Source organism: Micromonospora qiuiae (assembly GCF_016863555.1).
GTDB classification, from domain to species: Bacteria; Actinomycetota; Actinomycetes; order Mycobacteriales; family Micromonosporaceae; genus Micromonospora; species Micromonospora qiuiae.
This window is the reverse complement of the sequence record NZ_BOPC01000037.1, coordinates 1-23,041: the sequence shown is the minus strand read 5'-3', so window position 1 is coordinate 23,041 and position 23,041 is coordinate 1. Positions and strand designations below refer to the sequence as shown.

Here is a 23,041-nt window from a genome sequence, read left to right as displayed (position 1 = left end):
GGACCGGCACCGGGTCACTCGTCGATTTGGTCCGCGCTACGCCGCGCGGTACGTGTTCCAGGCGTTGATCATCCGGGTCGCCTGACCCGGCGTGAACTGGTACATGCAGGAGTCGTACGAGTAATCCATGAAGTTGGTGATCGGGTCCAGGCCCGGGGCGGAGCAGGTGTCCCGACCGGTGGGGCAGCCGCTGGCCGGAGATGCCTCCGCCGGGGTGTCCGCGACCTGGTCGCCCTGGCCCGAGCAGCCGCCCTGGAAAGTGTGGTAGGGGTTCAGCCAGTGGCCGACCTCGTGGGTGCCGGTGTCGCCCTGGTTGTAGTTGGTGACGGTGCCGCCGGGCAGCGACTCGCTCAGCACCACCACGCCGTCCATCACATTCAACGTGGTTTGCGGGAAGGTCGCCCAGCCGAGCAGGTTGTCGCTCAGCGCGCCGAGATAGATGTTGAGCGTCGCCTTCGTACCCTGGCGCAGTTGGGTCTTCATCTGCCGCTCGGCCGTCGAGCCCTGCCGGATCGGGTACCACGCCGAGTTGGTGACCCGGTTGATGCGCTGAAGCTGGAACGCGAAGGCCGTGGCGGCACCGCCGGTCGCCTGGGAGCCGGGGTGGATCGAGCCCTGGGTGCGTCGGGGTGGCCGGCTCAGGTAGAGTGGTCCCGCCTGCGGGTGTAGTTCAATGGCAGAACATCAGCTTCCCAAGCTGACAGTGCGGGTTCGATTCCCGTCACCCGCTCCACAGCGAAGGCCCTGGCCAGGACAACAGTCCCGGGCCGGGGCCTTCACTATTTCTCGGTCAGAGTCATGCAACGTGGCATTAACCCATCGAGCGGCCCACTGCTACGCCGCGAGCAGGTTGGCCAGTGCCGCCATGTGGGCGACGCGCCCACGGTGCTGCCGGGCCTGAAGCACGAGGTTCGCTACGACGAGTGCTGGGTCTGATTCCGGTGCATCGATCTTGAGGTTGTGTCTGATCCAGGGGACGACCTCGCTTCACCGGTAGAAGGATGTGCCCTCACAAGCCGGGTTGACCGGTGGTGGGAAGGTGCCAGGGCCGCGATCCCCGGTGGCGTATCGGCGCATCAGCAGACAGGCGGGGTGCGGTGGATGTACGGATGACGGAACGCAGACGAGCGGCAGCGGTGATCGTTCGCGACGGCCGCGTGCTGATGGTTCGGGAGCGAAGCCTTGGACCGTCCGGGCGACACGACGGCCTGGAGTACTGGACGCTCCCGGGGGGTGGCATTGCGGACGGAGAGACCCCCGAAGAAGCCGTGCGACGCGAGGTTGAGGAAGAGGTCGGACTGACCCCACTCAGTACTCGCTACCTCATCGATGTGCCTTATCCATCAGGGCTGACGGCATGCTTCGCGGTGACTGTGGCCGACGGTGAGCCCCGGGTCGGCCACGACGAACTGCCCTGCGATTGCCCGAGCCTGGTGTCGGTGGACTGGGTGCCGCTGCCACCCGTGAGCCCCGAAACAATGGGTGCTCCCATCCCAACAATGATCGTGGTGTGGCCCACACACTGACGGTCGCGCAAGCAGTACAGCCACCGTGCAACTCCAGCCGGCCGACGGGCGGGGGTCAAAGCGACCGCAGCGGACAAGCCGAGGCAGCCAGCGGCAGTGGGTGACGGGGCGGACCGCAGTCTTGATTTTTCAAGGCAAAGGTCGGGCTGGGCCATCCGCGGGCCACAAGGTGGTGTCACGAGAGGCTACGCGAGGCGGCCGCCGGCCAGGTCGACAATGCGAAACGCCACGCTCCGAACCGATCTTGTGCAATTCCCAAGCTTGCAGTGCGGGTTCGATTCCCGTCACCTGCTCCAAGGCACGAAAGCCCCTGGTCAGGGCACGTTCCCGACCTGGGCCTCATGCGTTCCGGTCAGTTCCCGTTGTCACAAGCGCGATTCCCCGGCCAGGGCCTTCGTCCACCGCGCCGGAAGGCTTCGTCGGACAGATGTTCGCGACGATGAAGCCGTACCTGCCCCCGCCGCCGCCCGGCGCGCAGCCCGCACCACTGTGGGGCAGCGAGGAACACGTACGTGGACTACTCGGCGAGCAGGTCACCGATGTCGTGGCGCGCCGGCAGACGGTCACGGTCGACGTGTTCGCCAGCCCGGACGCCTTCCGCGACTTCTTCAAGACGAACTACGGACCGACGGTCGCCGCGTACCGCGGGCTCGCTGGAGAACCCCACCGGGTGGCGGCACTGGACCGCGACCTCGCCGCACTCGCGGCGCGGCACGACCAGGGCGGGGACGCGAACCGGATCGTCATGCAGTGGGAGTACCTGCTCTGCACGGCCCGCAAGCACAACCCCACTCCTGGCTGACCAAACGCGCCGAGCTGGACCCGCGCCGTTGCGGCGAAGTGGCGGTGTCCGCCTGGGGTGGATACCGCCATTTCGGCGAAACGGAGTGGATCAACCCGTCATACCGTCACTTGGCCGCGTATGAGTGCGGTCTGAAGGCGGTAGCCGAGGTTGACGGCCGTCTGCTCCCGCCTACTGGAGCCCCAGATCCGGCGGATGGTGGCGATCTCATCCGGCGCATCAGCTGAAGGGTCGGAGCGGGTCTTGTCGCAGTAGGAGATGTTGGCGGCCCGCGTTTCGGCGTTGAGGTGGCGGGCCTGGGCCAGGCCGAGCTGGGCGATGCCGGCGTACGCGAGTGCCCTGATCTGCTCGACGGTCAGCGAGCTTGGCTTGGCGGGAATGCCGGCGGCGTGGATGGCCACGGCGAGTTCCCCGTAGCTGAGGGAGTCCAGCCGGACAGGTGAGGGCCCAGGGTGGCCGGTAGTAGTGGTCGTGGCGCTCGTCGGAAAATGGCCCGAGGCGCACGGAGCAGGGTGAACGGTAGGCTGAGCGGGCATCGTGGGTGTCCTTTCGCGAGGACCGATGCGCCGGCCTCGACGGGTAGCCGCCCGTCGAGGCCTTTTGCTGGCCACGTTGTCCTGGGACAATGGCTTGGCAATAGTCTGGGGACAATCGGCGTGCCCGTCAAGGATTGTCCCCGGATAATCAAGAGGGGAAGTGTTTCTTGCCCGTGCACTCGCGCTACCTGGACATCGCGTCGAAGATCAGAGGCCGGATCGAAGCCGGAGAGTGGGCGCCTGGGGCCCGGCTTCCCCGACTGAACGACTTCGCGGCGGAGTACGGCGCCAACCGCGACACGATCGGCCGAGCCATCGCCGTGTTGGAGGCCGAAGGCTACGTGTGGGCGGTTCAGGGACGAGGTATCGCCGTGCGCTACGGCACGATGCGTCCTCGCCGCCCCCGTGGGGACCTGGTCAAACGCAACGAGCAGGCGACCGGATACTCGTTCCCCTCGGCCAGTGGTCAGGAGGTGTGGGTGCGCCACGGGACGGCCAGCAGTGCACCGACCCGGCTGGAGGACCCGCGCATCGCCAAGCTGCTCGGCGTCGAGGCCGGCACCGAGGTGCTGCGCCGGTTTCGCGTGACCGGGCCGGCTTCCGAAGCTCCCTTCCAGATCAACGTCTCGTGGATCCACCCGCGCGTGGCCGAGATCGTCGCCGGTGTTGACGCCAACCCCGCAGTTGGTGAGTGGCTCTGCCGCATCGAAAAGGCCGGACACTGGCCCATCCGGTGGATGGAGATCCATCGAGCCCGGATGCCCAGCAAGGAAGAGGCCGCTCTCCTGGAGATCCCGACCAACCTGCCCGTACTGGAGATCGTGCGGGTCGGCACGTCAGGTGCGGACAACCAGCCGGTCGAGGTCACCGAGTACGTCGTGGCGAGCGACCGGGTCGAAACCGTCCACGTCCTGCACCGCGATGAGAAGGCACAGGAGCCGTGGCCCGACGAGCCCGAAGACCATTCATGATGGGACTCCTGAGGTTGAGTGCCGCAAGCCGGACGCACGTAGGCCACGTCCGTCGACGCAACGAGGACAGCCTTCTTCACGGGCAGTGGTTGTATGCGGTCGCCGACGGACTCGGCGGCCACGTCGCCGGTGACATCGCGAGCGCCACGGCGGTCCAGGCCATGAAGGCGTACGACCGTCCAGCCGAGGTGGATGACCTGGCCGACGCCCTGGGAAGAGCCATCAGTGACGCCAGCGAGGCGCTACGCCGGAAGACCCGCGAGGAACCGGGTTTGAGCGGGATGGGCACCACGATTGTCGCCCTACTGTGGTCCGGCACCACCGCTGTCGTGGGAAACGTGGGAGACTCTCGCGCCTACCTGATGCGCAACGTCGGATCACCCAGGAACACGTTGACCCAGGTGAGCGAGGACCACACCTACCAACACCTGGTGGCCGAGGCCAAGATGATTCCGAACCTTCCCGATAAGCTGGCCCGCTTTCTCGACGGGCGCAAGGACGGCCGGTCTCCCGATCTGACGACCCTGCGTCTTCATCCCGGCGACCGGATCCTGCTGTGCTCGGACGGGCTGAGTTCGTACGTGCCGGCGGACTCGGTCCGAGCCACCCTGAACTCTGCCGAGGACGCTGAAAGCGTCGCCGACCGGCTCGTCACGCTGGCCCTCGACGAAGGCGGTCGGGACAACGTCACCGTCATCGTCATCGACGTGCACCGCGCTAGTGGTGCTGGCCGGTGAGATCCCCCGAGACGCCCGGGTTGCTGGCGTGGGTCACCGGGCCTGAGTGCCCGGCGGGGCGAGTGCCTGCGGGAGCAACCGCCACGTGACCACGTTGGACAGGGCGATCGCGGCCAGCACCACCGCGGCGACCATGGCGACCACGACCGGCGGCAGCCTGAGCGCCACCGGGGCCAGTGCGGCGAGCAGGAGCACCCCGATCGGACGGGACCAGGAGACGCGGCTGAAGACCGCGTAGTCGAGCATGCTCCGCCCGGCCAGAAAAAGTGCGGGCCCACCGAAGATGACCACGACCCAGGTCCACTTCGTGTTCCCGAAGGGGTGCCTGATGATCAGCGTGTCGCCCACGGCGCTGAGGCTGATGCCGATCACCATGACCAGGTGCGCGTACGACGCGAGTTCGCTGATGCGGGCAGGGGCCGAGGCCGAGGCGATGGCGGCGTGGAGCAGTACGCCTGCCCGGTAGTAGTAGAGCTGCCAGAGCAGCACCGTGATGACGAACGACACCAGCAACGCCACCGTCCGGTCCCGCTCGAAGCCGTACGGGCTGAACTGGATACCCGAAGCCAGGACCGCCTCGCCGAGCGCGATGATGAGCAGTTGACGGCAGCGTTCGGTCAGATGCTCCCCCGAGATCGGCTGAAGCCGGAGTCCCGCGCGGCCGAGCCGTGGTGTCGGGAAGTCGAGAATCCCACCGCCGTAGTCGATGACGATCGCCAAGGACCACAGGGCCAGCCGCAGGCCGTCCTGGGTGAAGGTCCCGGCAATCCAGGGCACCGCCGACACGGCTGTCCAGAAGAGGATCCGGACGTGCACGAGTCGCGGGTAACCATCTGCGCCGCCGATCAGCAGGAGCCAGAGAGGGCGGAGCAGTTGGACGGTGACGTAGACCCAGGCGAAGACCACCCCGCGCTCGGTGAGAGCCGCCGCAGGCACCGCGGCCGACATCAGCAGGGTGCCGAGCATGGCCACGATGACCAGGAGTTGGATGGCTGGACGCTCCGGGTCGTACCTGTTGGTCGTCCACACCACCCGGTACCAGAACCACCACATGGCCAGCATCAACAGCAGCGTCGCCCAGGTGTTCTCCCAACTGAAATGCTCGACCAGCCGCTCGCCGAACCGGGTGAACGCGAAGACGAACACCACATCGAAGAACAGCTCCACGAAGCCCACCGGCTGCGGATGTTGCTGGCTCCCCGCGGCCTCGGGCGGTCCCCCCGGCCTGGCCATACTGAATCACCCCCGCTCGGCCACTATTCCCCCGAAATAGTGGCCGAGCGGGGCGTTTGGTCGGTCTGCCTGCAGGTCGTCGGTGTGCGTCAGCCTTGGGCTGCTGAGTCCTGCCATTCGGACCGCAGTTCAGCCAGCCAGGGGCCGGTGGCGTGCTGCGCGGTGACGGTGATCGTGACGTGGTCGCCGTCTTTTACAGACTGGAGTTCGGGTACGCAGAACCCCTGATCGTTTCGCTTGACCTGGCAGCTGGCGTTCGGACCATTGCCCGAGTAGTCGTAGACCTCCCCGGCGAGCACGCTGATGCCGTTGACGGAGACCTGGTAGATGCCGGGCGTCTGCGGGATCACGGTGAAGTCGTATCCCCTGTGCCAGGGCATGCTGATGCTGACGGCCTTGTTGGCATCTGTGGGATCGCTGTGCACGATCCTGGTGCCGGGCTCGGTTCCCATTCCGTCCGGCTTCGGGAGCTTCAGTTTGGTCGGCCGGGGCGGCAGGGGGTACTCGTCGAACGGCACCTTCTCGGCCACGGCGAAGTGCAGGATGCCTTCCGTCGGGATCGTCGCGAGTTGGCGACCGGTGCCCTTCATGTCCTGTGCGGCGGTGACCGTGTACGTGACCGTCACCGTCTCCCCGATGTTCGCCCCTACCCTGCGGGATCCTGGGGTCATCGGGCCCTGATGCACCTCCGAGAGGCAGTTCATGGAGCCAGTGGATTCGCCGTTGATTGCTACCTCGGCGTCGAGCGAGATGTACTTGTTCGGAAGGCCGGGGCAGTAGCTGAAGAACTGGACGTCTGTCGAGTTGACCGTCCAGGTGAGCTGCACCTTCTTTGAGCTCACCGGCGCCTCGCCGGCGGCCATGACCCGGTAGCCGCGGGCGTATTCGGCGAAGGGACCGAGTTTGCGGCCCGCCACGGGTTTTGGAGTAGCTGATGTGGTGATGGTCGGCTGTCCGGCTGACGCGGCCGCCGACCCCGGGCCGAGCGTCGGTGGCTGAGCCGGCTCCGCGCCGAGAACTAGGGTGGAGGCCGCCGCCAGTGCCAGCACTGCCGCAGCGGCCGCTGTTCCCGCCAGGGCGCGCCTACGCTGCCGTAGGCGGATCTTGTGTTGGACCTCCGCTAACCGCCCGTGCCCCGGGGTGCCGTGAGCCGAGCGTTCATCCATCAGATCCTTGAGATCGATCACTGGTGCAACGCCTCCAACGTCAGCGACTCGTCCAGTCGCAGCTTCTCCAGGGCCTTCTTGGCCTGACTTTTGACCGTGCCCACCGAGATGCTCATCGCGTCCGCGATCTGCGCCTCGGTCATGTCTTCGAAGTAGCGCAGCACCAGCACCGCTCGCTGACGTCGCGGCAGCCTCCCCAGCGCCTGCCACACCTCGTCGCGCCTATCCACCCGCGAGACCTGGTCGGCCGCAAGCCGATCCGGCAACTGAGACATCGGCCGTTCGACGTGCCGCCATTTACGCCGCCACCACGAGGCGTAAACGTTCACCATGATTTTTCGCACGTACGGCTCGGGGTTCCCGTCGATCCGTCCCCACGCGCCCCATGCGCGCACCAGGGCCGTCTGCAGCAAATCCTCAGCCTGCGCCCAGTCATGGGTGAGTAGGTACGCGGTGCGCTGAAGGTCGGGTGACCGGGCCGTCACAAATTCAGCGAATGTATCGCTTGATGCCACGGGCTCTCCTTCGAAGACGAGTCACCCGCTACTACCTCACCGACGCATCCGAAGGTTGCCTCCCGAGCGAACTTGCGACGGGCGCGCGTGCGAGACAGCCCACGGGAGCCCCGGGAGGATGTTTCCCGCAGGCGTCGCCCCGGATGTGTCGAACACGGCACGAGTGCACGCATCCTGGTCCAACCTTGAACGCGAACACCTCGGACCGGACCGAGCTATCGCTGTTGGAGGGGAAAATGCGTTCGTATAAGGTCGGCTATTTCGTCGGAAGCCTCTCGTCCACGTCCGTCAACCGGGAACTTGCGAAAGCCCTGAAGCTCTCGCACTCAAAGGCGCTATTCGTCAGGTTGACGCGGTACTGTTTGTCACTCCGGAATATAATCGCTCTATTCCGGGTGCGTTGAAGAACGCCATCGACTGGGCCTCCCGGCCGTGGGGTCAGAATTCGTTCGACCACATCCCAGCGGGAGTGATCGGTGCCTCCATCGGGCAGATCGGCACTGCCGTGGCCCAACAGAGCCTGCGCGCCGTGCTCACTTTCTGCAACGCCCGGCAGATGACCGCTCCCGAGGCATACATGCAGTACACGCAGCAGATTTTCCCGGGCGAAGGTGAGGTCGCCGACGAGTCCACAAAGGCTTTCCTGAGCAACTACATGGCGGAGTTCCGGGACCACGTCGTCCGGGTCCTGGCCGGACTGCCTCGTCAGGCCGCCAGTTAGGTGGCGGAGCGGGATGATGTACTTGGGAAATGACCGACGTAGTCGAGGTGATCATCACCGGCCCGGACGCGGACTGGCTCGCCGCCTTCACCCGCCGCGTGGTCGACGACCGCTTGGCTGCCTGCGGGCACAACCTCGCCCAGATCCGCTCCATCTACCGCTGGCAGGGCAGCGTCCACGACGAACCGGAGGCCCGGGTGGCACTGCACACGCGGGCGAGTCTGGTCGAGCGCATCACGGCGCGCGCCAACGAGGAACATCCGTACGATGTTCCCTGCGTCATCGCCCTGCCCGTGGTGAGCGGTAATCCTGCCTACCTGCAATGGGTCCTGGACGAGACTACGGCGTAGCTTTCTCCACGACCCGTCGACTGGTCCGGGCAGCCAGGAAGATCGGCACCGAGGCCAGTTGTGCGCCGGCCGCGAACAGCACGAGCGCGATCCGGGACTGTTCGTAGAGCAGACCCGCCGCCACCGCGCCGACCAGCCAGCCCACACCGTATCCGGCGTAGTAGAGGCCGAACGCCAGGTTGCGTCGCCCCTGCGGCAGGACACTCGCGACGAGGGCGGCGAGCAGGCTGTCCTGGGTCGCCTGTCCGATGCCCCAGAGCACCATCCCGACCAGCGCGAGATGAGCAGGCAGAAGAAACACGAACGGCGAGAAGGCGGCAGTGGCGAGCACCGCCACGATGACCGTGGGGAAGCCCACCCGGTCGTACAGCCGGCCGAGGCCGAGACTGGCGAGTGCGCCCACGCTTGTGGCCAGCACGAGGAAGAGCGGCACGGAATGGTGTGGCACACCGTTCCGGGACAGATGAAAAGAGATCAGCTCGAAATTGATCAGACCCGCCGCGAAGAACGCGCCTGCCGCCAGGTAGAGCCAGTACGACCGGCGGAACCCCGCGACGCCTTTCTTCGGCTTCTGCTGTCCGGATGAGGCGGGCGCAGGAAGCTGCTGCTGTTCGAACGAGGCGGGCGCAGGAAACCGGATCCGCACGACCGCCAACGTGACCAACGCCAGCACGGCCGGAATGACGAGCAGCGCGTACGCCGTCCGGAAGATCTCCGCGAAGAGGAGCACTCCGGCGACGACCAGTGGACCGAGCGCGCGTCCCGTGTGGTCCAGCGCCGTGTTCACCCCGTATACCCACCCCTTGCCGTACCGCTTGGTGGTGTAGGACAACATGGCCTGCACGAGCGGCTTGCGGACGCCACGTCCGATGCCCTGTAGAAGGATCAGGCCGGCGGCGACCTGCCAGTGACCGGCGAGCGCGAGCGCGGGCACGGCGAGCAGATTGACGCCGTAGCCTACGAAGACCAGTGACCAGCGCCGGCGAATCCGGTCGGCGAAATAGCCGGACACCCCGCGAGTGAGGTAGTTCAGGAATTCGCTGAGCCCACCAACCATGCTGATCACGGCGGCGCCCGCGCCGACCGACGCGAGGAACAACCCGTTCATGCTCGCGCCACCGGAGTACGTGGTGTCTCCGAAGAGGTCGACGACCCCCATGAGGAGGACGAATCGGAACGCCGTCGACCCTGGCGTAGTACCAGGGCTGGTCCGCACTGCCGCCCCTTGTCTGCGTACTCCCTGCAACTCCACCGTCAACGAGCCAGCACACCGCGCCGATGCGGGCGCCCACGGCGGTGGCACGGGTGCCGCCGCTCACGCGGGCCGACCGGGCGGGCTCACCGCCGTACGCTGGCGATCATGCGGATTGGCATCGTGATCCTGCCGGACCAGCGTTGGTCGGTGGCCCAGCACCGCTGGCGGCAGGCCGACGAATGGGGCTTCGACCACGCCTGGACGTACGACCATCTGGGCTGGCGCGACCTGGTGGATGGTCCGTGGTTCGACTCCATGACCACCCTGACCGCCGCCGCGACCGTGACCGCCCGGATCCGGCTCGGCACGCTCGTCGCATCCCCGAACTTCCGGCATCCGGTCGCCTTTGCCCGGCAGGTGACCGCGCTCGACGACGTCTCCGGCGGGCGGGTGCTGCTCGGGCTCGGGGCCGGTGGCATCGGTTTCGATTCTGCTGTGCTCGGTGGGGAGACGCTTCCTCCGCGGCAGCGGGTAGAGCGGTTCGCCGAGTTCACCGAACTGCTCGACGCGATCCTGCGCGAGGACGGGACGACGTGGCGGGGCGACTGGTTCGCGGCTGTGGATGCCAGGAACAACCCAGGGTGCGTCCAGGCTCCGCGGATGCCGTTCGTGGTGGCCGCCAACGGCCCGCGATCGATGCGGCTGGTCGCTCGATTCGGGCAGGGATGGGTGACCACCGGTCCCGGGGCGGACGACCTGGACGGCTGGTGGGCCGGGGTCGCCGAGTTGGTGAAGCGGCTCGACTCGACGCTGACCGCGCAGGGGCGTGATCCGGCCAGTCTGGACCGCTACCTCTCGTTGGATTCGGCGCCCGTCTTCTCGCTCAGCAGCGCGCAGTTCTTCGCCGACCAGGTCGGCCGCGCAGCCGAGCTGGGCTTCACCGATGTGATCACGCACTGGCCTCGAAAGAGCAGTTGGTACGCCGGCGATGAGGCCGTGCTGGCGGATGTCGCCACCCGCCTGCTGCCCGGCCTACGCAGCTGAGCCTCCGTATGGCCGGTGGCGTTACCGATCGGGCCGGCAGGGGTACGGTCGATGGCCAACGAAAAGGAGATGACATGGCGGACCGACGTGCGGTGCTCATCCCGGGAGGCGGTTACGACACCCGGTATCCACTCTTCGTCTATCTCGGTGAGGCACTGCGCCGGGCCGGTTTCCGGTTGCACGGGATTTCCTGGCAGGTGCCGGAGAACTTCAGCTTGGACACCGGCGGCCCTTGGGTGTACGACCAGGTCGCCGCGACTCTGACCGAGCGCACCCAGTTGCTGGTCGGCAAGTCACTCGGCAGCATGGCGGCACCGCTTGCCGCCGACCGTGGCCTGGCCGCCGTCTGGCTCACCCCGCTGCTGCATCGCAACGAGGTGGTCGAGGCGCTGCGTCGGGCCACCGCCCCGTTCGTGCTGGTCGGCGGGACCGCCGATCCGTCCTGGGACGGTGCGGTCGCTCGGCGGCTCACCCGGTACGTGCTGGAGATCCCGGAGGCCGACCACGCGCTGATGGTCCCCGGGCCGCTGGCCCGCTCCGCCGAGGCACTCGGCCGGGTTTGTGCGGCGGTCGAGGACTTCGTCCGCTGAGCCTCGATGGTGGTTTGTTAAAAGGGGGCCCTTCCTCTACACCAGGCGTTAAAAGGGGGCCCTTCCTTTCACCCAAGGTCGGTGGCGGTTAGTAGGGCGTGGATGCGTAGGTCGGCGGCGAGCGCGGGTGGGCAGCCGAGGACGATGGTGGAGGTCCCGATCGGCTCGGCGCCCCGGGCTGCGCAGATGTCGTAGAGGGCACGTACCTGGGCGGCGGTCGCCACCCAGTCGTCGACCACCAGCACTCGGTCGTCAGGGCCGAGGTGCTGATCCCGGACGGCCAGGTCGACCCGTCGGCCACGGAAGTCGGGCGGGCTCTGCGCCCAGGTCAGTGGGCCGGCGGGCAGCCGTCCGTCACCCGGTTTGTGTGCCGCGACGAAGCCCACGCCGAGCGCCGTGGCCGCCAGCGGGCCGAGCAGGAAGCCGGTGACCGCGGGGGCGACGACGACGGTGGGCTGGGCCGAGCGGAACGGGGCGACCAGTGCCGGGCCCAGCGCGGCGAGCGTCACCGGGTCCCGCCACCAGCCGGAGATGTCACTGACCAGATGGCTCGCGTCGGGATCGGGGTCGACCCAGCGGAACAGTTCGACGAGGCGTTCCTTCAGCTCAGTGGGCATGGCACCCATCGTGCGCCAGCGTCGCGCCAGGTGCCGGACCGGTCGACCCGGCGCCGGGGCGCGTCCGGAGCGGCCGGCCCGGCGTCGGGGCAGGTGCCGGACCGGCCGGCCCACCTCGGATCGGATGATCAGCTTCACGTATCGCCGCAATTGCGGGCATAACGTCATGATCACGTTGACTTCCGAAGTGCTTCTCTCGTTATGGTCCGACCCGATTTGATCCGTTGACGAAAGGACCGGGCCGGTGGCTGGTAGGCACTCCCGTACCCGCAGGCTGACGCCGACTGGTCTCGCGGCCAGCGCCGCGGTGGCCGTCGCCCTGGCTGTCGGGGGCACCGTCGGTGCCGTGCATCTGACCGCCGGTGCGGAGCCCGCCCGGCCGCCCGCCGTCGACCTTGGACCCGGCGTCGACCCGGACCCGTCGACCACGAGTGGCAGCGCGTCGCCGAGTGCCAGCGCGTCGCCGAGTGCGACCGGCTCGCCGAGTGCGAGCGCGACGGCGAGCCCGACGCCGTCGCGGGCGGCGAAGGCGCCGTCGCGCAGCAAGCCGCGTACGCCCAGTCCGAAGCCGACGCCGAGCGCGAAGAAGACGACGGCTCGCCCGGTGGTCGAGACCGGTTCGTGCGGCGCCTCCTTCTACTGGCAGGGGCAGATGACCGCCAACGGCGAGACGTTCAACCCGGAGGAGTTGACGGCGGCCCACAAGACGCTGCCCTTCAATACCAAGGTGAAGGTGACCAACCCGGCCAACGGCAAGTCGGTCACGGTGCGGATCAACGACCGGGGCCCGTTCATCGAGGGACGCTGCCTGGACCTGTCCCGGGCGGCGTTCGCCCAGATCGCCTCCCTCGATCTCGGCCACATCACCGTTCGGTACGAGGTGCTCGGCTGAGCTGATGCGAGCGTCGTTCGGGTTCTGGTCGCGGCCCTCGCGGCCAGAACCGGCTCGTCCGACGAGTCAGGGTCATTCTTTCCGTCCCGGCCATCGGGCATGCTGTCGCATGTACGCACGCAACTCCTTCAGCCGGGCCGTAGCCCGCTGAGTCCCGGATCCCGCGCCGGTCTCGGCGCGGCCCTCGTCCTGCTCGCGATCGTCGCGGCGATGGAGTGGGCGGACGGCCCGTCGGCGAACTACATCGCGCTGATGGTGGCCGCCCCGTTCCTGGCCGCGGCGTTGGCGTCCTGGCGGATCGTGCTGGGGGTCGGCGCTGCCGCGTCCCTCCTCGGGGCGGCCTTCGCGCTGGCCGAGCGGCCGGTCTCACTCTCCGCCGCGGTCGCCGTGGCCGGCATCGTGCTGGGCACCGGCATCGCGGCGGCGGTGGCCGCGATACGCGAGCGGCAGGCCGAGCAGATCGCCGAACTGTCGAAGCTTGCGGCGGTCGCACAGCAGGCGGTGCTGCGCCCGCTCGGTCCCCAGGTGGGCACCCTTTCCGTGGCCGCGCGCTACATCTCCTCGACGGCCAAGGCGGAAATCGGCGGTGACCTGTACGAGGTGATCGACACCCCGTACGGAGTCCGCATGATTATCGGCGACGTACGCGGCAAGGGGCTGGAGGCCGTCCGCCTGGCCAGCATCGTGCTCGGCTCGTACCGGCACGTGGCGTACGAGCGGGCCGACCTGCGGGCCGTGGTGACGGACCTGGACCGGGCGGTGGCCCGTAGCGTGGGCGACGAGGACTTCGTCACCGCGGCGCTGGTCGAGGAGCGGGGCGGCACCCTGACCATCGTCAACTGCGGGCATCCGGCGCCGCTGCTGCTGCGTGGCGGCGAGGTGATGCCGATGGAGCCGCCGGCACCGGCGCCGCCGTTGGGCTTCATGCCGGTGGTTCGGCCGCGGGTGGAGCGGCTGGAGCCGGGCGACCGCCTGCTGCTGTTCACCGATGGGCTGGGCGAGGCACGCCGGGACGGCGAGTTCTTTCCCACCGCCGACCGGGCGTGGCGGCTGCTCGGGCACGGCACGGTCGCCGACGGCCTGGCCTCGCTGGAGACCGCCCTGGTCGAGTGGGTGCACGGCCGGCTCGACGACGACATAGCGCTGGTCCTGATGGAGTACACGGGCTCGCCGAGCAGGGCGACCGCGGCGGTGCCGAGCTGGGAGGTCGGCGCGACCGAGGGCTGACCTGACCGCCAGCAGGGTGGGCGCGGGTGGCCCGCCAACGGTGGGCGAGGAGAGGGCGGCCGGCTGGCCGGGTATCTGAAACCACGCAGGTGTGTAACCGCTGTCACTTCGGCGGGTGGCTTGCCGCTGCCTACTTACGAGTAATAGAGTCAGGGTTACTGATCGGTAACACCTGTCCGGAAGCGGGGCCAGCGCATGACCCACTACAAGAGCAACCTTCGGGACCTCGAGTTCAACCTGTTCGAGGTGTTCGGGGCGGACCGGGCGTTCGGCCAGGAGCCGTACTCCGACCTCGACGTCGACACCGCGCGCAGTTTTCTCGCCGAGGTCGACCGCCTCGCCCGGGAGGACCTGGCCGCGAGCTACCAGGACAGCGACCGCAACCCACCGGTCTTCGACCCGGCCACGCACACCGCGCCGCTGCCGGAGTCGTTCAAGAAGTCGTACCAGGCGTTCATGGAGTCCGAGTTCTGGCGCCTGGACCTGCCCCCGGAGCTGGACGGCACCAACGCACCCCGGGCGCTGTGGTGGGCGCTCGCCGAACTGGTGCTCGGCTCGAACGCCCCGGTCTGGATGTACGCCTCCGGCCCGTCCTTCGCGCACGTGCTGCACGTCGAGGGCACCGAGCAGCAGAAGAAGTGGGCCAAGCTGTTCATCGACAAGCAGTGGGGATCGACCATGGTCCTCACCGAGCCGGACGCCGGGTCGGACGTCGGCGCCGGCCGTGCCCGGGCCATTCCCCAGCCGGACGGCTCGTGGCACATCGAGGGCGTCAAGCGCTTCATCACCTCAGGTGAGCACGACCTGAGCGACAACATCGTCCACTACGTGCTGGCCCGTCCGGTCGGCGTGGAGGGCGTCGGCGGCCCGGGCACCAAGGGCCTGTCGCTGTTCGTCGTGCCGAAGTACCACTTCGACGAGAACACCGGCGAATTGGGCGAGCGCAACGGTGTCTTCGCCACCAACGTGGAACACAAGATGGGCCTGAAGGTCTCCAACACCTGCGAGCTGACCTTCGGCGAGCACGGCGTACCGGCCAAGGGCTGGCTGCTGGGCGAGAAGCACGACGGCATCCGGCAGATGTTCATGATCATCGAGTACGCCCGGATGATGGTCGGCACCAAGGCGATCGCCACCCTCTCCACCGGCTATTTGAACGCCCTGGAGTACGCCAAGAACCGGGTGCAGGGCGCCGACCTGACCCAGTCGGCGGACAAGACCGCCCCCCGCGTCACCATCACCGCGCACCCGGACGTGCGCCGCTCGCTGCTGCTTCAGAAGTCGTACGCCGAGGGCCTGCGCGCCCTGGTCATCTACACCGCCTCCTGGCAGGACCGGGTCGCCATCGCCGAGGCGGCCGGCGACGAGCAGGCCATCAAGCTGGCCAAGCGGGTCAACGACCTGCTGCTCCCGCTGGTCAAGGGCGTCGGCTCGGAGCGGGCGTACGAGCTGCTCGGACACGAGTCGCTGCAGACCTTCGGTGGTTCCGGCTTCCTGCAGGACTACCCGGTGGAGCAGTACGTCCGGGATGCCAAGATCGACACCCTGTACGAGGGCACCACGGCGATCCAGAGCCTCGACCTGATCTTCCGGAAGATCGTCCGGGACAACGGCAAGGCTCTGATGACGGTGGCCGGTGAGATCCAGGAGTTCATCACCAGCGAGGCCGGCAACGGCCAGCTCAAGGAGGAGCGCCAGGCGCTCGGCAAGGCGCTCGCCGAGATCCAGACCATGCTCGGCGTGCTCACCGGCTGGCTGGGCGAGGCGCAGGGCGGCGACCCGCGGGCCCTGTACAAGGTCGGGCTGAGCAGCCGGCGGTTCCTGCTGGCAGTCGGCGACCTGGTGGTGGGCTGGCTGCTGCAGCGGCAGGCCGGCGTGGCGTTGACGGCGCTGGCCGGCGAGGTCTCGGCCACGGACAAGGCGTTCTACACCGGAAAGGTGGCCGCGGCCCGGTTCTTCGCCCGCGAGGTGCTGCCCCGCATCGGCGCCGACCGGCGGATCATCGAGGGTGCCGACCTGGACGTCATGGACCTCCCGGAGGAGGCCTTCTGAGGCCGGAACGGTAGGCCGGGCAGCCGGCGGGCCTCGCCCGCCGGCTGCCGCCGTTACCGCAACGATCGACCGAGGGCGGCTGACCGGTTGATCGGTTTGGGACAGAGAACCTCAGTTCCGTCCCGCGTTGCCCGATTCCCCGACGGGCCGGTGTCGACGGGTTCGCCGGCCGACGGCGCGGGTAACCCCGTGCCGGACGGGTAACCGTCGCGGACCAGTCAGATGTACGCCCAGAGCAACCGCACGGGGGAGTGCCGCGCACATGGGCATCGGTAGTGGAATCTTCCTGATCGCGATCGGCGCGATCCTGACCTTCGCCATCAGGGCCAACGTCTGGTGGGTTGACCTGCGCGCGGTCGGTTGGGTCTTCATCCTGGCCGGACTGGGCGTCCTGCTCACCACGCTCTGGTTCTGGCAGGACCGCCGCAAGCGGGCCCGGACACTGATCGTGGAGGAGAACCGGCTCTCACACCCGACGGCCATGATGCCGCCACCTCCCGATCCACCGCCGCCGACCGCACCACCGAGCTGAGGGCGCCCCGCCGACACACCGCACGCGGCTGATCCGACTCAGCCACGTGCGGTGTGTCGCGCGCTGATCGGGGCGGGGCTGCGACCCAGTTCCGCCCAGGGCCCCGCCGGCCGGTGCACGACCAGGTCGCTGGTGCGCAGTCCGTCCGGATCGGCGCCGAGGGGATCGAGCAGCTCCGACAGGAGCGAGATGCCGGGATTGTGCGCGATGAACAGCACCCTGGCGGCGTTGGGTTCGACTCCACGCAGCAGCGTCAGCAGCTCGTCCGGATGCGCCTCGTACGCCTGCGGCTCGTAGCGGACGATCGGCACCGGACCGGCCGGCCCGCCCTCCGGTGGTGAGCCGGTCATGCCCATCTCCACCTCGTGCCAGGTCTGCCGGGTGCGCAACGCCGCCGAGCAGAGCACCACGTCCGGCAGCAGTCCGTGGCGGGCCAGCCAGGCGCCGGCCGCCCTGGCGTCGGCACGCCCTCGGGCGGCCAACGGGCGAGCCGTGTCGGGGCCGTCCGGCGTGGGTGGTTCGGCCTTGGCGTGCCGCAACAGCACGAGCGTGCGTTCGGCAACCGGAATGTGCGTCACCTGCTCAGCTTGCCCGATTGGCGATCTCCGTGCCGGGGTAAGTCCCTCGATGCCGCAACCGTCATCCATGGCCGCGGCGGAGTGATTGCCAGCTCGAAAGCCGAGGAGACGACGAGATGGGTATCGGTGGCAGTATTTTCCTGATCGCGGTAGGTGCGATCTTCGCGTTCGCCGTGCAGGCGGAGATCGGTTGGCTCAATCTGAACGTCGTCGGCTGGGTGCTCATGCTCGCCGGGGTCGCCGGCCTGATCGTGACGCTTTACTTCTGGAACTCGCGTCGGCGTGCGGTGGTCGCCCCGCCCCCTGCCGAACGGGTGGTCACCGAGCGCGCCGTGCCGGTCCAGAACGACCGGGTGGTGCAGGAGTACCGCGAGGTGCGCCGGCCCGGTCCGACGGTCTGACCTGTTCTCTCGGCGGCAGTGGAACGGCCCACTGCCGCCGCTCCCGTCCCGCCCCGGGATCACGCCTCACGCGAACAGCGCGAAGTAGATGGCGATGTGGTGACAGATCGCCGCCACCAGGGTGCAGGCGTGGAAAAACTCGTGATGACCGAAGACGGTGGGCCACGGGTTCGGCCGGCGTAGTGCGTAGAAGACCGCGCCGACGGTGTAGATCCCGCCGCCGACGATGAGCAGCACCAGCGCGGTGACCCCGCCCCGGTGGAGGATGTCAGGCAGCATCGCCACCGACACCCAGCCGAGGGCCAGGTAGAGCGGTGCGGAGACCCAGCGTGAGGCGTGCGGCCAGATCAGTTTGAGCGCCACCCCCGCCATGGCTCCACCCCAGACCACCGACAGCATGACCACTGCGGCGCGGGTCTCGAGCAGCAGAACACAGAACGGCGTGTACGTGCCGGCGATGAACAGGAAGATCATCGAGTGGTCCATCCGGCGCATGATCTGGAAGCCGCGCGTCGACCACACCCGACGGTGGTAGAGGGCGCTGGTGCCGAAGAGGCCGCAGACGGTGAGGCTGTAGACGACGCAGACGGCCAGGGGGGTCCAGCCGGGGCGGGCGGCGGCGATCGAGCAGAGCACGATGCCGCAGACCAGGGCGACGAAGAAGGCGTACGTGTGCAGCCAGCCGCGCATCCGAGGTTTCCCGATGTCGACCGGCTTGAGCCGGGGGCGTGCTGAGGTGGTCACGACCATCAGGTTACGGCAGCGTAGGTTACCTACGGGTAGTGGAACTCGTCACGCTTCTGACCGGCGACCGACGCCGGCATGAACGCCGATCCGGGATGATGGCGCAATGCGGATCCGACCGGTCGGCGCGCACGCCCTGCTGCTCGACTTCACCGCGAACCCCGCCGAGCCGGCGGACCTCCGGGCGGCGCAGCCGTCTGCCGCCGAGGTGGCCGGAATGGTGGAGGCGTGGCGCGCGGAGCTCTGGCGTCGCCGGGACCGGGGCGACCTGGTCGCCACCGAGATCGTGCCGGCTGCCGCCACCGTGCTGCTGAACGGCGTACCGGACCCGATGGCCGCCGCCGACCGGATCGCCGGCTGGGCACCACCGTCGCCCGCAACCACGGCCCTCGCCGACGCCGACCTGCTCGAGGTGCCCGTGACGTACGACGGGGAAGACCTGCCCCGCGTCGCCGGACACTGGGGCACGGACGTGCCGGGCGTGGTGCGCCGGCTGGGCCGGACCGAGTTCCGGGTGGCGTTCTGCGGCTTCGCACCCGGCTTCGGCTACCTGACCGGGCTACCCGCCGAACTGGCCGTACCCCGCTTGGCCACCCCACGCCCCCGGGTGCCGGCCGGCTCGGTCGCCCTGGCTGGCCCGTACGCCGGGATCTATCCCACCGCCTCCCCCGGCGGCTGGCTCCTGGTCGGTCGCACGGCGCTGACCCTGTTCGACGCACACGCCCACCCGCCGGCCCTCCTCACCCCCGGCACCCGCGTCCGCCTGGTGACGGCATGACCCGCTTGTGCGTGGTGCGGGCGGGGGCCTTGAGCACGGTGCAGGATCTGGGGCGGGCGGGGTGGGCGCACCTCGGGGTGGCCCGCTCGGGGGCGCTCGACCCGGGAGCGCTGCGACTGGCCAACCGCCTGGTCGGCAACCCGGAGTCGGCGGCCGGCCTGGAGACTACCCTGACCGGCTGCGACCTGCGGCCGACCCGGGCCACGACAATGGCCGTGGTGGGAGCCGAGGCCGACGTGTGGGTGGGCGACCGCCCCGGCGACACCGGTCGGCCCCTCGCCGTGCCGGGCGGAACGCTGCTGCGAATCGGTCCCGCCCGACGGGGTCTGCGCTGCTGGCTCGCGGTGGCCGGTGGGATCGCCGTCGACCCGGTGCTGGGTAGCCGGTCCACCGACACGCTGTCCGGGCTCGGTCCGTCGCCGTTGCGCGACGGCGACCGGCTGCCGCTGGGTGCCCCGGCCGGTCCGCCCGCGCCGGTAGACGTCACCGTGCCGGTCGCGCATCCGGCGCAACTGGACCTCGCTGTCCGGCTCGGCCCCCGACACGACTGGTTCACCCCGGCCGCGCTCGACCTGCTGTTCGGCACGGCGTACCAGGTGAGTCCGGTGAGCAACCGGGTCGGCGCGCGACTGACCGGCGCGCCGCTGCCCCGCGCCGTGGCCGGGGAACTGCCCAGTGAAGGGCTCGTCCTCGGGGCGGTGCAGGTGCCGGCGGACGGCCAACCGTTGATCTTCCTTGCCGATCATCCCGTGACCGGCGGGTACCCCGTCATCGCAGTGGTGGACGACGTGACCCCGCTCGCGCAGGCCCGCCCAGGCACTACCGTCAGGTTCCATGGACCTCAACGCTGATCTCGGTGAGGGATTCGGTGCCTGGCGGCTCGGCGACGACGAGGCGCTGCTGGATCTGATCACCTCGGCCAACGTCGCCTGCGGCTTTCATGCCGGCGATCCGCCCACCATGCGCCGGGTCTGCGCCGCCGCCGCGCAGCGGCAGGTCGCCGTCGGTGCCCAGGTGGGCTACCGGGACCTCGCCGGCTTCGGTAGGCGGCACATTGCGTACGACTTCGCGGAACTGCGCGACGAGGTGCTCTACCAGCTCGGCGCGCTCAACGCGTTCTGCCGGGCATACCGCACCCGGGTCCGCTACCTCAAGCCGCACGGCGCGCTCTACCACGCCGCCGCCCAGGACGAGGTGCAGGCCGCTGCGCTGGTCGCCGCGATCTGCGACTACGACCCGGAACTGCCCGTGCTCTGCCCAGCCGGTTCCGTGCTGGCCCAACTCGCCCAGGGGGCCGGGCTGCGGGTGGTGGCCGAGGGCTTCGCCGACCGGAACTACCTGCCCAACGGGCGGCTTGTACCCCGGACCGCGCCCAACGCCCTGATCACCGATCCGCAGCAGGTGGCCCGCCAGGCGGTACGGATGGCCACCGAGCGAAGCGTGATCGCCATCGACGGAACCGTCATCCCGTGCGCCGTCGAGTCCATCTGCCTGCACGGCGACAGCCCCGACGCGGTGGCCGCCGCGGAACTCGTCCGCGCCGTCCTCATCGACGCCGGCGCACCCCCCACCCCCTTCACCTGAAGTGAAAGGAAGGGCCCCCTTTTAACGCCTGGTGTAGGTAAAGGGCCCCTTCCTAACACCGAGCAACACCGAGCAGCGGCGGGCAGCGGGAGGCAGCGGCGGGCAGCGGGAGGCAGCGGCGCTCAGCCGGCGTCCAGGCCGCGCAGAACGAGCGGGAGGCGGGCCGCGCCGTCGGCGACGACCCGTACCGGCACGCCCCAGTCCTGCCGGGTCAGGTGGCAGGCCGCGTGCTCCACGTCGGCGTCGCAGGTCGCCGCCTGTGCGGTCACCTGAAGCACACCACCGGGCACGGAGCCGTCGACCACCAGGCGGCGGGACAGCTCAGTGCCGGTACCCGCCCCCTCGACCAGCAGCTCCGGCGGCGACGCGGACACCACCAGGCGGGTCGACGGACCGTACGTCTCGTCCAGCTTCTGCCCGGGCGCCGGAATGAAGACGACGTCCAGCACGACCTCGCCAGCGGCCAGGTCGATCGGCTTGCGTTCGGTACGGTGCCGAGGGCCGTCGACGGTCTGGGCCCCGGCCGCCGAAAGCGCGCCCGGCGCCACCTGGGTGACCCGGTGTGCGGCGGACTCCACCACCAGCACCGCGCCGTCGGGGGTGAGCACCAGGTCGCTCGGCTCGCCGAGCCCGGCTGCCACGGTCGAGACCAGGTCGGCCGCCGGGTCGTAACGGCGGACCGCACCGTTGTACGTGTCTGCGATCAACACCGAGCCGTCCGGCAGCGCGCAGACACCGAGCGGATGTTGCAGCAACGCCTGCGCCGCCGGCCCGTCCACGTGACCGAAGTCGAACAGGCCCTGGCCGACCACGGTGCCCATGACGCCGTTCTCGACGTACCGGATGGCGCTGGTCTCGCTGTCGGCGACCCAGAGTCGCGCACCATCGGCGGAGACGGAGAGCCCGGACGGCTGCGCCAACCACGCCTCGGCCAGCGGCCCGTCCCGCAACGCCTCGACGGTCGTGCCGGCGTACATCCCGGCGGTGCGCTTGACCGGGTCGAACCACCACAGCTGGTGGATGCCGGCCATGGCGACGATGACCCTGCCGTCGTACCAGGCCAGGTCCCAGGGGGAGGAGAGGTCGATCGAGAGCGCGTCGTGCGCGTGGTCGTCGACCGTGGACCGCCACTGCCGCCCGGTGCCGGCGGCGGTGACCACCTCACCGGTGTCCAGGCGTACGCCACGCAAGAGGTGATTGACGGTGTCGGCGACCACCAGGTCGTACCCGGCGACCTCGGCGACGTGCGCCGGGAGCAGGCACAGCCCCTGCGGCTCGGAGAAGCTGGCGGTATCCGCCGCGCCGTCGGCTCGACCCCGGCTGCCGGTGCCGATCGCGCGCACCACGGTCTCGCCGTCGTCGGCAAGCTCGACCACCCGGTGCCGGGCCGAGTCCGACACCAGCAGACCGCCGTCGGGCAGGGCCACCGCCTTGCCGGGAAAGCGCAGGGTGGTCTGCGGCTCGGCGGGCGGAACGTACGGGCCGTCGCCCCGGTGCAGCGTGCTCTTGGCCTCGTGGGTGGCGATCAGCTCGTCGATGAGCCGGACCAGCCCTTCGGCGTGGCCCTCGCCGGCCATCGTGGCCACCACGTATCCCTCGGGGTCGATCACCACGAGGGTCGGCCAGGCGCGGGCCGCGTACTGCTGCCACATGTCCAGCTCGGGATCATCGAGTACGGGGTGGTGCACGCCGTACCGCTCGACGGCGGCGGCCAGCGCGTCCGGGTCCTTCTCGTGCTCGAACTTCGGCGAATGTACGCCGATCACCACGAGGACGTCGGCGTACTTCTCCTCGATCGGGCGCAGTTCGTCTAGCACGTGCAGGCAGTTGATGCAGCAGAAGGTCCAAAAATCCGCGATTGTGATCTTGCCGCGCAGGTCGGCGAGCGTCAGCTGCCGCCCACCCGTGTTCAACCAGCCCCGGCCCCGAAGCTCGGGCGCCCGCACGCGTGCACTCATCACCCCATCGTGCCCTACCAGCGGCATCGGCCGGCCTGGCGGGCGAGGGGCCGCCCGGCGGATCTTGGACGCAGGAGGCCCCTCTTGGGGCAGAAAGGTTGCTCAAGCCCTCATGGGGATCTCATATTTGTGGCTCGTCGCCGTCGCCCCATCTGAGCCCGTGACGCCGGCCGCACTGTGCCAGCCGGGGTGGCCGGTGACGTCCATGCAGATTTCGTTGTCCGGGCCGATCCGGCCGCAGAACACCGGCTCGACGTGGTTCCAGGCGTCGGCGCGGGACAGCAGCGCCGCA

General features: G+C 69.2%; 25 protein-coding genes, 1 tRNA gene and 2 pseudogenes. 17 read left to right on the top strand and 11 right to left on the bottom strand.

Translation table 11 applies throughout. The features are described from left to right. Nucleotides 1–36: 36 nt before the first annotated feature. Nucleotides 37–597 (bottom strand): annotated as a pseudogene (locus tag Vqi01_RS14420) (zinc metalloprotease); the annotation flags it as partial. A 62-nt stretch (nucleotides 598–659) separates the two neighbouring features. On the opposite strand from Vqi01_RS14420, the gene Vqi01_RS14415 reads away from it, so the two are divergent. From Vqi01_RS14415 to Vqi01_RS14405, 3 genes are all read left to right on the top strand, one after another. Then, nucleotides 660–733: transfer RNA gene (locus Vqi01_RS14415), tRNA-Gly, on the top strand. Between the two features lie 376 nt (nucleotides 734–1,109). Further along, entirely contained in the window at nucleotides 1,110–1,526 is a 417-nt protein-coding gene (locus tag Vqi01_RS14410; protein ID WP_204035295.1) for an NUDIX domain-containing protein, read from the top strand. Nucleotides 1,527–1,953: 427 nt separating this feature from the next. Further along, nucleotides 1,954–2,328, top strand: a complete 375-nt coding sequence (locus tag Vqi01_RS14405; RefSeq protein WP_204035294.1) for a hypothetical protein — start codon at nucleotides 1,954–1,956, stop codon at nucleotides 2,326–2,328. A gap of 98 nt (nucleotides 2,329–2,426) precedes the next feature. Here the strand turns inward: Vqi01_RS14405 and Vqi01_RS14400 are convergent, their stop codons facing one another. Next, nucleotides 2,427–2,729, bottom strand: a complete 303-nt coding sequence (locus Vqi01_RS14400; RefSeq protein ID WP_204035293.1) for a hypothetical protein — start codon at nucleotides 2,727–2,729, stop codon at nucleotides 2,427–2,429. Nucleotides 2,730–3,037: 308 nt separating this feature from the next. Between Vqi01_RS14400 and Vqi01_RS14395 the strand changes: the two genes are divergently transcribed. Both Vqi01_RS14395 and Vqi01_RS14390 read left to right on the top strand, forming a co-directional pair. Further along, nucleotides 3,038–3,835: a GntR family transcriptional regulator gene (locus tag Vqi01_RS14395; protein ID WP_275408809.1), complete on the top strand. Its 798-nt coding sequence runs from the start codon at nucleotides 3,038–3,040 to the stop codon at nucleotides 3,833–3,835. Further along, nucleotides 3,832–4,572: a PP2C family protein-serine/threonine phosphatase gene (locus Vqi01_RS14390; RefSeq protein ID WP_239098395.1), complete on the top strand. Its 741-nt coding sequence runs from the start codon at nucleotides 3,832–3,834 to the stop codon at nucleotides 4,570–4,572. Before Vqi01_RS14395 ends, Vqi01_RS14390 begins: the two co-directional genes overlap by 4 nt. Before the next feature lie 33 nt (nucleotides 4,573–4,605). Here the strand turns inward: Vqi01_RS14390 and Vqi01_RS14385 are convergent, their stop codons facing one another. The 3 genes from Vqi01_RS14385 to Vqi01_RS14375 all read right to left on the bottom strand — a co-directional run bounded on the left by Vqi01_RS14385 (nucleotide 4,606) and on the right by Vqi01_RS14375 (nucleotide 7,486). Then, entirely contained in the window at nucleotides 4,606–5,805 is a 1,200-nt protein-coding gene (locus tag Vqi01_RS14385) for a low temperature requirement protein A (protein WP_204035291.1), read from the bottom strand. Between the two features lie 89 nt (nucleotides 5,806–5,894). Beyond that, nucleotides 5,895–6,992, bottom strand: a complete 1,098-nt coding sequence (locus tag Vqi01_RS14380; RefSeq protein WP_204035290.1) for a hypothetical protein — start codon at nucleotides 6,990–6,992, stop codon at nucleotides 5,895–5,897. Further along, complete coding sequence (locus Vqi01_RS14375) at nucleotides 6,989–7,486, bottom strand: SigE family RNA polymerase sigma factor (protein ID WP_204035289.1); 498 nt, start codon at nucleotides 7,484–7,486, stop codon at nucleotides 6,989–6,991. Before Vqi01_RS14375 ends, Vqi01_RS14380 begins: the two co-directional genes overlap by 4 nt. Nucleotides 7,487–7,823: 337 nt before the next feature. On the opposite strand from Vqi01_RS14375, the gene Vqi01_RS31300 reads away from it, so the two are divergent. Continuing rightward, nucleotides 7,824–8,207: an NADPH-dependent FMN reductase gene (locus tag Vqi01_RS31300; RefSeq protein WP_204035362.1), complete on the top strand. Its 384-nt coding sequence runs from the start codon at nucleotides 7,824–7,826 to the stop codon at nucleotides 8,205–8,207. Between the two features lie 29 nt (nucleotides 8,208–8,236). Then, entirely contained in the window at nucleotides 8,237–8,557 is a 321-nt protein-coding gene (gene cutA / locus Vqi01_RS14365; protein WP_204035288.1) for a divalent-cation tolerance protein CutA, read from the top strand. On the opposite strand, the gene Vqi01_RS14360 is transcribed toward cutA, so the two are convergent. After that, entirely contained in the window at nucleotides 8,547–9,716 is a 1,170-nt protein-coding gene (locus Vqi01_RS14360; RefSeq protein ID WP_204035287.1) for an MFS transporter, read from the bottom strand. The genes cutA and Vqi01_RS14360 overlap by 11 nt on opposite strands. 201 nt (nucleotides 9,717–9,917) lie before the next feature. Between Vqi01_RS14360 and Vqi01_RS14355 the strand changes: the two genes are divergently transcribed. Together Vqi01_RS14355 and Vqi01_RS14350 are read left to right on the top strand one after the other, a co-directional pair. Further along, nucleotides 9,918–10,796, top strand: coding sequence for an LLM class flavin-dependent oxidoreductase (locus Vqi01_RS14355; protein ID WP_204035286.1), 879 nt, complete (start codon nucleotides 9,918–9,920; stop codon nucleotides 10,794–10,796). Nucleotides 10,797–10,870: 74 nt separating this feature from the next. After that, nucleotides 10,871–11,386, top strand: a complete 516-nt coding sequence (locus Vqi01_RS14350; RefSeq protein ID WP_204035285.1) for an alpha/beta fold hydrolase — start codon at nucleotides 10,871–10,873, stop codon at nucleotides 11,384–11,386. 68 nt (nucleotides 11,387–11,454) lie between these two features. Here Vqi01_RS14350 and Vqi01_RS14345 read toward each other — a convergent pair whose 3' ends face one another. After that, on the bottom strand, nucleotides 11,455–12,003 hold the full coding sequence (locus Vqi01_RS14345) for a phosphoribosyltransferase (protein ID WP_204035284.1): 549 nt from the start codon (nucleotides 12,001–12,003) through the stop codon (nucleotides 11,455–11,457). A 244-nt stretch (nucleotides 12,004–12,247) separates the two neighbouring features. Between Vqi01_RS14345 and Vqi01_RS14340 the strand changes: the two genes are divergently transcribed. The 4 genes from Vqi01_RS14340 (at nucleotide 12,248) to Vqi01_RS14325 (ending at nucleotide 16,706) form a co-directional block, all read left to right on the top strand. After that, a complete protein-coding gene (locus Vqi01_RS14340; protein ID WP_204035283.1) occupies nucleotides 12,248–12,895 on the top strand; it encodes a septal ring lytic transglycosylase RlpA family protein in 648 nt (215 codons plus the stop codon). 99 nt (nucleotides 12,896–12,994) lie between these two features. Beyond that, on the top strand, nucleotides 12,995–14,122 hold the full coding sequence (locus Vqi01_RS14335; RefSeq protein WP_204035282.1) for a PP2C family protein-serine/threonine phosphatase: 1,128 nt from the start codon (nucleotides 12,995–12,997) through the stop codon (nucleotides 14,120–14,122). 195 nt (nucleotides 14,123–14,317) lie between these two features. After that, a complete protein-coding gene (locus Vqi01_RS14330; protein ID WP_204035281.1) occupies nucleotides 14,318–16,174 on the top strand; it encodes an acyl-CoA dehydrogenase in 1,857 nt (618 codons plus the stop codon). 262 nt (nucleotides 16,175–16,436) lie between these two features. After that, a complete protein-coding gene (locus Vqi01_RS14325) occupies nucleotides 16,437–16,706 on the top strand; it encodes a DUF6458 family protein (protein WP_013730795.1) in 270 nt (89 codons plus the stop codon). 38 nt (nucleotides 16,707–16,744) lie between these two features. Here the strand turns inward: Vqi01_RS14325 and Vqi01_RS14320 are convergent, their stop codons facing one another. Then, nucleotides 16,745–17,284, bottom strand: a complete 540-nt coding sequence (locus Vqi01_RS14320) for a SixA phosphatase family protein (protein ID WP_239098394.1) — start codon at nucleotides 17,282–17,284, stop codon at nucleotides 16,745–16,747. Between the two features lie 116 nt (nucleotides 17,285–17,400). Between Vqi01_RS14320 and Vqi01_RS14315 the strand changes: the two genes are divergently transcribed. Beyond that, complete coding sequence (locus tag Vqi01_RS14315) at nucleotides 17,401–17,685, top strand: DUF6458 family protein (RefSeq protein WP_204035279.1); 285 nt, start codon at nucleotides 17,401–17,403, stop codon at nucleotides 17,683–17,685. 66 nt (nucleotides 17,686–17,751) lie between these two features. On the opposite strand, the gene trhA is transcribed toward Vqi01_RS14315, so the two are convergent. Further along, a complete protein-coding gene (trhA, locus tag Vqi01_RS14310; RefSeq protein WP_204035278.1) occupies nucleotides 17,752–18,429 on the bottom strand; it encodes a PAQR family membrane homeostasis protein TrhA in 678 nt (225 codons plus the stop codon). Nucleotides 18,430–18,535: 106 nt separating this feature from the next. On the opposite strand from trhA, the gene Vqi01_RS14305 reads away from it, so the two are divergent. From Vqi01_RS14305 to Vqi01_RS14295, 3 genes are read left to right on the top strand one after another with little or no spacing between them, the layout of a single operon-like run. Then, nucleotides 18,536–19,207: a 5-oxoprolinase subunit B family protein gene (locus Vqi01_RS14305; RefSeq protein WP_204035277.1), complete on the top strand. Its 672-nt coding sequence runs from the start codon at nucleotides 18,536–18,538 to the stop codon at nucleotides 19,205–19,207. Further along, a complete protein-coding gene (locus Vqi01_RS14300) occupies nucleotides 19,204–20,058 on the top strand; it encodes a 5-oxoprolinase subunit C family protein (RefSeq protein WP_204035276.1) in 855 nt (284 codons plus the stop codon). Before Vqi01_RS14305 ends, Vqi01_RS14300 begins: the two co-directional genes overlap by 4 nt. Continuing rightward, nucleotides 20,042–20,791 (top strand): LamB/YcsF family protein, encoded by a 750-nt coding sequence (locus tag Vqi01_RS14295; protein ID WP_204035275.1) that lies wholly within the window; start codon nucleotides 20,042–20,044, stop codon nucleotides 20,789–20,791. Before Vqi01_RS14300 ends, Vqi01_RS14295 begins: the two co-directional genes overlap by 17 nt. 122 nt (nucleotides 20,792–20,913) lie before the next feature. On the opposite strand, the gene Vqi01_RS14290 is transcribed toward Vqi01_RS14295, so the two are convergent. Together Vqi01_RS14290 and Vqi01_RS14285 are read right to left on the bottom strand one after the other, a co-directional pair. Further along, entirely contained in the window at nucleotides 20,914–22,749 is a 1,836-nt protein-coding gene (locus Vqi01_RS14290; RefSeq protein ID WP_204035274.1) for an NHL domain-containing thioredoxin family protein, read from the bottom strand. Between the two features lie 102 nt (nucleotides 22,750–22,851). Next, nucleotides 22,852–23,041 (bottom strand): annotated as a pseudogene (locus Vqi01_RS14285) (hypothetical protein); the annotation flags it as partial.

Excerpts from the sequence above, each read along its gene's own strand:
- Vqi01_RS14325 (WP_013730795.1), top strand. The coding sequence starts at position 16,437 with ATGGGCATCGGTAGTGGAATCTTCCTGATCGCGATCGGCGCGATCCTG.
- cutA (WP_204035288.1), top strand. The coding sequence starts at position 8,237 with ATGACCGACGTAGTCGAGGTGATCATCACCGGCCCGGACGCGGACTGG.
- Vqi01_RS14350 (WP_204035285.1), top strand. The coding sequence starts at position 10,871 with ATGGCGGACCGACGTGCGGTGCTCATCCCGGGAGGCGGTTACGACACC.
- Vqi01_RS14330 (WP_204035281.1), top strand. The coding sequence starts at position 14,318 with ATGACCCACTACAAGAGCAACCTTCGGGACCTCGAGTTCAACCTGTTC.
- Vqi01_RS14300 (WP_204035276.1), top strand. The coding sequence starts at position 19,204 with ATGACCCGCTTGTGCGTGGTGCGGGCGGGGGCCTTGAGCACGGTGCAG.
- Vqi01_RS14305 (WP_204035277.1), top strand. The coding sequence starts at position 18,536 with ATGCGGATCCGACCGGTCGGCGCGCACGCCCTGCTGCTCGACTTCACC.
- Vqi01_RS14405 (WP_204035294.1), top strand. The coding sequence starts at position 1,954 with ATGTTCGCGACGATGAAGCCGTACCTGCCCCCGCCGCCGCCCGGCGCG.
- Vqi01_RS14315 (WP_204035279.1), top strand. The coding sequence starts at position 17,401 with ATGGGTATCGGTGGCAGTATTTTCCTGATCGCGGTAGGTGCGATCTTC.
- Vqi01_RS14385 (WP_204035291.1), bottom strand. The coding sequence starts at position 5,805 with ATGGCCAGGCCGGGGGGACCGCCCGAGGCCGCGGGGAGCCAGCAACAT.
- Vqi01_RS14360 (WP_204035287.1), bottom strand. The coding sequence starts at position 9,716 with ATGGGGGTCGTCGACCTCTTCGGAGACACCACGTACTCCGGTGGCGCG.
- Vqi01_RS14335 (WP_204035282.1), top strand. The coding sequence starts at position 12,995 with ATGCTGTCGCATGTACGCACGCAACTCCTTCAGCCGGGCCGTAGCCCG.
- Vqi01_RS14295 (WP_204035275.1), top strand. The coding sequence starts at position 20,042 with ATGGACCTCAACGCTGATCTCGGTGAGGGATTCGGTGCCTGGCGGCTC.
- Vqi01_RS14390 (WP_239098395.1), top strand. The coding sequence starts at position 3,832 with ATGATGGGACTCCTGAGGTTGAGTGCCGCAAGCCGGACGCACGTAGGC.
- Vqi01_RS14290 (WP_204035274.1), bottom strand. The coding sequence starts at position 22,749 with ATGAGTGCACGCGTGCGGGCGCCCGAGCTTCGGGGCCGGGGCTGGTTG.
- Vqi01_RS14345 (WP_204035284.1), bottom strand. The coding sequence starts at position 12,003 with ATGCCCACTGAGCTGAAGGAACGCCTCGTCGAACTGTTCCGCTGGGTC.
- Vqi01_RS14410 (WP_204035295.1), top strand. The coding sequence starts at position 1,110 with ATGACGGAACGCAGACGAGCGGCAGCGGTGATCGTTCGCGACGGCCGC.
- Vqi01_RS14355 (WP_204035286.1), top strand. The coding sequence starts at position 9,918 with ATGCGGATTGGCATCGTGATCCTGCCGGACCAGCGTTGGTCGGTGGCC.